This window comes from Luteolibacter sp. (genome assembly GCF_039920825.1).
GTDB lineage: Bacteria > Verrucomicrobiota > Verrucomicrobiia > Verrucomicrobiales > Akkermansiaceae > Luteolibacter.
The window spans coordinates 111363-118863 of sequence record NZ_JBDSCX010000016.1 but is presented as its reverse complement, the minus strand read 5'-3'; the positions used below and the strand labels follow the sequence as shown (position 1 = coordinate 118863).

At 57.3% G+C, this 7501-nt stretch carries 3 protein-coding genes; 1 reads left to right on the top strand and 2 read right to left on the bottom strand.

Features of this window, described 5'->3' with window-relative positions; genetic code table 11:
* Positions 1-303: 303 nt before the first annotated feature.
* Positions 304-2889, top strand: a complete 2586-nt coding sequence (locus ABIQ96_RS04130; RefSeq protein ID WP_348213286.1) for a toll/interleukin-1 receptor domain-containing protein — start codon at positions 304-306, stop codon at positions 2887-2889.
* Between the two features lie 388 nt (positions 2890-3277).
* Here the strand turns inward: ABIQ96_RS04130 and ABIQ96_RS04125 are convergent, their stop codons facing one another.
* Together ABIQ96_RS04125 and ABIQ96_RS04120 are read right to left on the bottom strand one after the other, a co-directional pair.
* Positions 3278-6277 (bottom strand): toll/interleukin-1 receptor domain-containing protein, encoded by a 3000-nt coding sequence (locus ABIQ96_RS04125; protein WP_348213285.1) that lies wholly within the window; start codon positions 6275-6277, stop codon positions 3278-3280.
* Positions 6278-6606: 329 nt separating this feature from the next.
* On the bottom strand, positions 6607-7119 hold the full coding sequence (locus ABIQ96_RS04120) for a pyruvate kinase alpha/beta domain-containing protein (RefSeq protein ID WP_348213284.1): 513 nt from the start codon (positions 7117-7119) through the stop codon (positions 6607-6609).
* Between the last annotated feature and the right edge of the window lie 382 nt (positions 7120-7501).

Genomic DNA, 7501 nt, shown 5'->3' with positions numbered 1-7501 from the left:
TGACCTCCGGCCGTGGCCAGTTCTCCATGGAGTTCAGCCACTACGCCCCTTGCCCGAAAAACGTCTCCGACGACGTCATCGCCAAGGCCAAGGCCAAGGAAGAAGCCCTCCGCGCAGCGAAGTAAGCCAGAAACGTTTCAATCCAAACCCGCCGTCCTGAAAATGGGCGGCGGGTTTTTTGTGTTAACACGGCAAAGTCACCGCAGTCGCCCCAAGTGATCGTTTCTTCGTCTCAATGCTGCTAGTCGGGATCGTTTGCAATTGGGATTGCGGAACGAGCACCCAAATCTTTATCGTCACGTCATGCAGGCACCCGCATCTGCTGATAGCGAAAGCCACATGTCTCAGCCTAAGCCCCCTAGTCCAACGGGTGGCTGGGTTGTCTCACTCAAGGCGCTGCTTTTCGGCTACGATTTCTTTATTTCCTATGCCCAAGAGGACGCGACCCGAGCATATGGAGAGGTGCTTCAATCCATGCTGGAAGAGCGGGATTACGTCTGCTTCAGGGATACAAAGAGCCTGCACGCCGGGGACAAGCTCACGCTGCGAATTAGTTGGTGCCTGTGGCGCACGCGCTGCCTGATCGTCCTCGGGACCGAGCGGGCGCTGGAATCGGAATGGGTATCGAGAGAGATCGGGATGTTTTCCAAGCGGCGGCGGCGGATCGTGCCGCTCGACCTGCAACAGATTCGGACGCGGCAAAAGTGGCCCGCGTTCGAGGATATGTTGTTCGTCGATGACTCGTTGCCGAAGCCGTCGGCACGTGTCGTGGATCAAATAGCGTCTTCCCTAGTGGGATGGCGGGCAAACCGGGTCGCGCGCCTGGTGCTCGCAAGCACTGCGACGATGATGGCTCTGCTGCTGATCGGGACATTGGTGTTTTTCTGGCGATACCGCACCGAGGCCCGGCGCGGGCTGGAGACGCTCGCCACCATGGTTTTCCAGCAAGCTCACGAGGACGTGAACGCGGGGCGTTTCAATGAGGCGGCTGTGCGACTTTCGGAGGCAGCGCGCTTGGTGCCGGAGGCGATCGTTCCCTCGGCACGTCTCAGTGCGCTCATGCACGAGACTTCACATTTTGAGAGAGTGGAGGGCGAATGTCGGCACTTGGCGGACGGCGTCATCCTCGACGCGGTATTTCACACGGCGCGAAATGAACTGCTGTGCGCTGTCGCGGAAACCGGTGGCCTTGCGATCTACGGCGGGCGTTCCACCGCCGCAGTAGCGCGTTGGTCGCCGGATCCCGGCCGCGTCATCGTTCACGTCCGGCTTTCATCCGGTAGTGACAGGGTCGTGATCTGGCTCACTCTGCCGGAGGGGGCTGCCGGATCGGCAGAGGTGGCTAGCTTCCGGATTTCCAACACCGGTTCTCTCGAGAAGGAGGCTCCGATGCCCGATTCCAATTCCGACGTTTGCTTCCTCCGGGACGGCACGATCTTGGGTGGTGATGCCACGGAGATCCACCACTACAAACTCGCCGGAGATTCGGCTTCTGCGACCTGGCGGGAAAAGTCGCCTCCCAGAAAATGGCTGCCGCAGAGCGCAAATGCCGAGGATACGGATTCCGTTGAGTTCCAGCGCATGGGTTTGTCGCCTTCTGAGAAGTTGGTTTTCATCGTCGCCGAGATGCGCAACTGGGACGATCCTCGCGACAGTTTGCTGGCGTTTGAACTCGAAGGAATGAAACGAGTCGGCGGCGATCTGAACGGCGGAGACGGTGACAAGATTTACGGGTTCGATACCCTTTCGATCGACGGAACCGAGTATGTCGCGGTCGCGCGGGACGGACGGTACCGGAACAAGAACCGCTACGGCAGCGCGCAGGTGTTTTCATTGAACGGCCATGAATGGCTGAAGGAGGGCGACCCCATCGTCTCCATCGAGGGCGTCAATGACATCGCCATGATTAGCCGCGAACTCGTGGGCTTTGCGACCGACAGGGCTAGCATTCATCTCGCTGCCGCATCCTGGGCCGACGATGCGAAGTGGATGCACATTGCTTCCGAGGGATCGATACGAAAAGTCGTCGCTGGTTCGGACGGAGATATTTGGCTGCTAAAGGCCCCGGACCCGGTCAACTCTCTGGATCACGAGGGCACGTTCGTTCCTATCACCTGCGAACACTGGCAGCGAAAGAAGCGCGCCGCTTTCGCAACCGAAAATCTGGCTGCATTCCCGGATAAGTTTCCACCGTCGGTTTCGGCCTACGCGCCTGACATGGTTGACAAGGCCACGCAGATGATCATGCCCCGGAGCCGGGATCTGATGGAAATCAAGGACTCGCAACTACTGCGCAACGGCACGCCGGAATCAGCTGTAAACCTGAGGAGGTTTGGATCGCAAGTGCCGATCTGCATGTCGGCCTCAACCAGGGGAGATTTTATCGCCATCGGAGGCGGCGAGGATCCGCGCAACGACGAGGCGGGCTACGCAATGGTATGGAAAACGAGGCCGATGGCCGCATTTTCGCCCGCAATGACGCACCGAGGCTGCGTATTGGGCGTGTGCTTGTCCGGCGACGGCCTTATTCTCGCCACGGTTTCCCGCGAGTCCCCGCCGGCAGAGGCACCGCCCACCCATCTCCAACTGTGGGACGTTCGCACTGGTCGTCCCCTCTGTGAGCCCATCCGATTGGCGGAGCTTTTGAAGTTGCCGCCCGACGAGTTTGCAGAAGGCATGAGGCTATGTTTCTCGGCGGATCAACGATCACTCATAGTCCAAAGGCTCTCATTCGATAACCCGCCTCCCTCGCCCATGGTCGTCTCGTTCAAGTTCGCTCCCGCTGATCGTACGGATGAGATCGAAACCCTCCGCTCGACGGCAGCAGCGGCTTCAGGGTTGTATCTCACCGACTACGGCTCCATCGAGGCGATCCCCTCTGGACGTTAGATACACGACGCCCATTTCGCGCTTTATGGAAGCCATACCTCTTGGCATGAGCGAGTGCTCCCGAGATTCTTGATGAACCGATCCCGGCTAACAAGCGTTTCTTCTCTCCCCCGGATTTTGTAGGGATACTCCATGGCCAGACTCTTGCGATACGAGGCGGCGGGTATCGCGGGATGATATCAATATTTAATTGCCGAGACCCTATCAAAGAACAATGGCAACTCGCGCACACCATGCCAGTGCAGTATGCAGCCTGTTGAACCCATCCAATGCTTGTTAGCCAGCACTGCCCCCTCGATAGGACATGACGAAGTGTGCTACAACGAGAAGGAACGAGGACTTTGAGGCGGGAAACTTCGTCACGAAGAAGGCAGTGTTGCTCGACGCTTCACTTCACCCGTGTCAGCGGTTTGGACGGCGCGAAGGATTCGCGGTTGATGAACCAGCGGCCGAGTTCCAGCATCGCGGGAGCGTCCCATGATTTCCCGCGTAAATATTCAGCCTCTAGCCCGGCACGATCTGGTGGCTCCATCCTTGTGAGGGTCCCGTCGGCTGCGAGCGACACTCCGTAAATCTTCGCCGCGAGTGCGGCAAACTCGCGATAATCATCTCCCGATGCCTCGATCCCAAAATCAAACACACGGTAAACAGGCGGAACCGTTTCGGTGGTGTTGTTGTTTTCTATCAGAAATGCGATACGCGAGAAAGGTGCTTGCAGCGAAGATCCGGGTTCGATCGCGAATGCCACTCGATAGGAGTCCAATCTGCGATGCTCTTCCCCTTCCTCATGCGGCTCCGGATCGAAACAAATCTCAGAGGAAATAGGGAGCGCATCCGCACTTCGCCACACCCTGAAAAACCCACTCCGGGTGACCCCGACGAACGATTTTCCCGTCACATCGAAAAACGCTTGCCAGCAAGGAGCTGGCAGACTGACCGGTTTGCCGATCAACCGGCCTGTCGCGCAGTCCCTCACGGAAAGTTCACCGCTCGCGCTCACGAGCATCCGACCCAAGTCCGCGGTAGTGTCCCAAACCGTTTCGCTTTGATCAAAGATCTGCTCCCCTCCCTGGGGTGCGCCGGTCTCCATGTCGAAAAGTTGGTAGCACCTTATGTGCGAATTGTTCGAATTTACCCAAACCACGAGAATACGCCCGCCGTCTTCCGACAGGATCAGATCCTTGGTGAACCACTTGCCAAACGGTGGGTCAGGCGGCTTTAGTTTATTCTGGATACTCAAATCAGGAATGCTTCGGATCTGAAGTGGCTCCGATCCCGCCGCAGTAATGACTCGATTCTTGTTAGTCGAAACCACCGCGAGGGTGACCGGTCCGGCATAATCAGTGTAGGCCGCCTCCGAATAGGACTTGGGGGCAGCATCCCAAAAGTATTCCGCCTCCTCTTCGGTCATGGGGTGGACCACAGGGATTGTCACGCCGGATGATTTCAACAACCATTTCCCATCCTGCTCGAGGGAATCCGGCCGCCTTTCGATTTTCCAATCTTCCGATGCAGGAATTCGGCCGTCGGACTTTTTAACCGGGACAAATGAGGCGGGCAAGACGGAGAGCTCCGACCATTGGGTAGCGTCAGCGCGCAGACGCGGCGGAAACCGGAATAGAAACGTCCCGTTCGGTCCCGTCGCAACCACCCGCGATCCATCGTCATTCGCCTTGAGGCTCTTGATACCGATCGCCGTGAAACCCGAGCTGACCGGCTGTAGACCATCGGCAAGCCACCGGTTTAATTCCCCGGTCCGTTGCGCGGTAATCACCAAATAGCCATCGGCGGAAAGGGCGCACGCGGCGAGCCCCGGAAGCAGTTTCTCACTTTCACGCACCCCGAAGCTGAGGAGCCTCTGCGAAGAGAGCCAAGCGATGCATGCACTCCCATCGGAACCCGTCATCATCCCCTCCAGCGCGCTGCCGTCCCTTGAACGCAGCTTTTGCACGGATGCCTCGGTGTCTTTATCCAGCCGATGGGAAAAAGTGGTCCACCGTTCTTGGCCGGCTTCGAAGTTTTCGACACACTCCGCGATCCACAATGGACCACTGTTCGAGAGTGCGATGTCACCGAAAAACCAATCGTAATTCTCCTCATCCAAAAGGTATTCGAGCGGACTGCGGTCTTTCTCCGATTGCCACACCCGGACTTCGGAGGATTGAGACTTCGCGGCGAGTCGCCAAGGATTGTCGTGGAATCGCACCTCGCTGATGGCTTTCGGAAGCCCGCCCCGTTTACACGCGACACCATCCCCTTTTTCATCCAGCCAAACCTCCCCATCATCGTTACCGAAAACGGTGCTACCTCGATCATCCATCGACAGCGCGGTGATAACGCCAACTCCCTCGTTCCAAGAATCGTCGTGAAATGAAGCTGTGAGATCGAAACGTTTCCATCGGGTTTTTTCCGCGACCACTGCGAACCGGCCTCCGGGCGAGAGCGCTACAACCGACATTTTTGCTTCTGGGATAGGATTCGCCTGATCGCCGGCCCCATCCCTCCAAAGCTTAACGCTGCCGTCTTTGTTCAAAATCAGAATCACGTCTCCCGCACCGTTGATGGAAACGGATTGGGCTTCTGCGGCATCGATCTGCTCCGGTTGATCCGGCGGTTGCTCTTGGATGAGCCGGAGCATGGAACTGAACACGAAGGGCTCATTCGGGTTTCTTGAAAGTGATCGCGAAAAATATGCTACTGCTTCAGCCCCTCGTTTCTCTTCAGCAAGCGACGTCGCACGGAGCGCATCGTCGTAAGCCGAGTTCTTCAGGTTCCGCGTGTACTGCCAGCGCGCCAATCCTGCAGCCACTGACATCGCAACAAACAGAAAAAACAACAGCACGGCAGTCGCTTTGATCACCCGCATCCGCAGGACGGCGGTGGTTTCCATCGTGAAGGTGCGCCGCAATTCACCGATCACGGCTTCCGAAGGCTCTTCGTTCAACGCGCTCTCCGGCTCCCTTTGCCGGAGAATGTCGTTGCCCAGCAACCGGAGGACCGCGGACTCCGGAAGGGCGCTGGAAGAAAGGGATTCGCCGAACTCGATCGCGAAAATCCGAGATTGTTTCCCTCCAAAAATTTCCAACTCCCTCGCCACCGGTTCCGATCCGTGGACCTCGGGTGAAGCCACCAAGATTAGACGGGATGTTTTCCGCAATTCGCGGCGGCCGATTTTTCTCCAGTCGTCGCCCTTCAGATAGGAATCCGAATCCAAAAAACAGTCGTAGTTTTCCGCCCTGAGCCGGGTCGCGAGCTTCAAGGCGTAGTCCCTTCCATCGCTCCAGCGGTAAGATATGAAATAATCCCGCCCGAAAAGCCAATCGGACAACCGCTGGAACAACGAACGCTGCTCAAGCGCAGCCTCTGAGAGAACTGGAGATGTTGACATGAGAAGCGGAACGCGCTCCTTCATTCACTCAGAACATTACACGGACTTCAAGACTTCTCGTGCTGTATGCCTGACATTTATTCGAATGGTACCAGTCCTTGAAAACGTGCATTGATAGATCCACATTCGGACTATCAGGTTCCATTGCGCTGAGAGATGAGGCATCGGGTGCGATTTGCCACGTGATGGCCCCCTGCAGTGAAGTTGGCGCCGGAAAGACGATGGCCGATTCGTTCAAAGCATTGCTCGTTTGCAAAGACGGCCCCTTCGGAGTAAAAAGCCGCCCATGCTGATAACCGATCGGCTGTATCGCCCGCGATCCTCGACTGTCACTCCACCTGGCGAAGTTGGAGGATGTCGATGACCTTGTCGTGGGCGGGGGCGTTGGTGATGAAGACCTGCCAGCTTCCGGGTTGACACCACTGCCTGGCATTAAGGGTGTTGAGGGCGTTTTTGATTGTCTGCTCGGCATCGTCGGAGAATTCCATCAGGAAAGGCTCGACACCCCACGGGAGCAGAAGCTGGTGGAAGACGGGCTCGATGTCGGTGAAGGCGTAGATCGGCAAACCTCGGGCGCGCAGGGCACCGAGCACGATGGCACCGACCTCGATATCGCCGGGCAGCCCTGGGTAATTCACCGATACCGCCGGAACGCCGCCTGTCGGGGTGGCGGTTTCGATGTGGAACTCAAATTGGTCCCCGATTTTCAGTTCGATCGGCGCATCCACCCTGCCCGTGCGGATTTCCGGGCCTTTCACATCCAGCATCTCCTTGGACTCGGTCGCAGGACCGAGGGTGGCGATGATTTTAGTGTGCCGGAAGTAAGCTGAAAGGGGGCGCATGACCCGGCTGACTAGCAGTAAAACGGCCATTCACCAGCCCTGTGGTGTGCGGCAAGGGGAAACGGCTGGTTTGCCCGTGCAAAGCTTGCGAGCTGTGCCAAACAACGCACATGGCGGCCTCCGCGCCATGATCTCCGGCCGTGGACAGTTTGTATGGAGTTCAGCCACCACTCTCCTTGTCCAAAAATGTCTCCGCTGATGTTATCTAACGGAAAATTCTGATCAGTGACGCCTGGAAGCTGGGAGTTTTTTCCGTTGAAATCTTGGCCGCGAAGGGATGGGAGCCGCTTTTTTTGAAGTGGCTGAAACGTGGATTTCTGGCCGTGGAGCAGGGTCTAAAAATATCTCCTTGACGCTCTTCAGAATTATGTAATTTTATGCA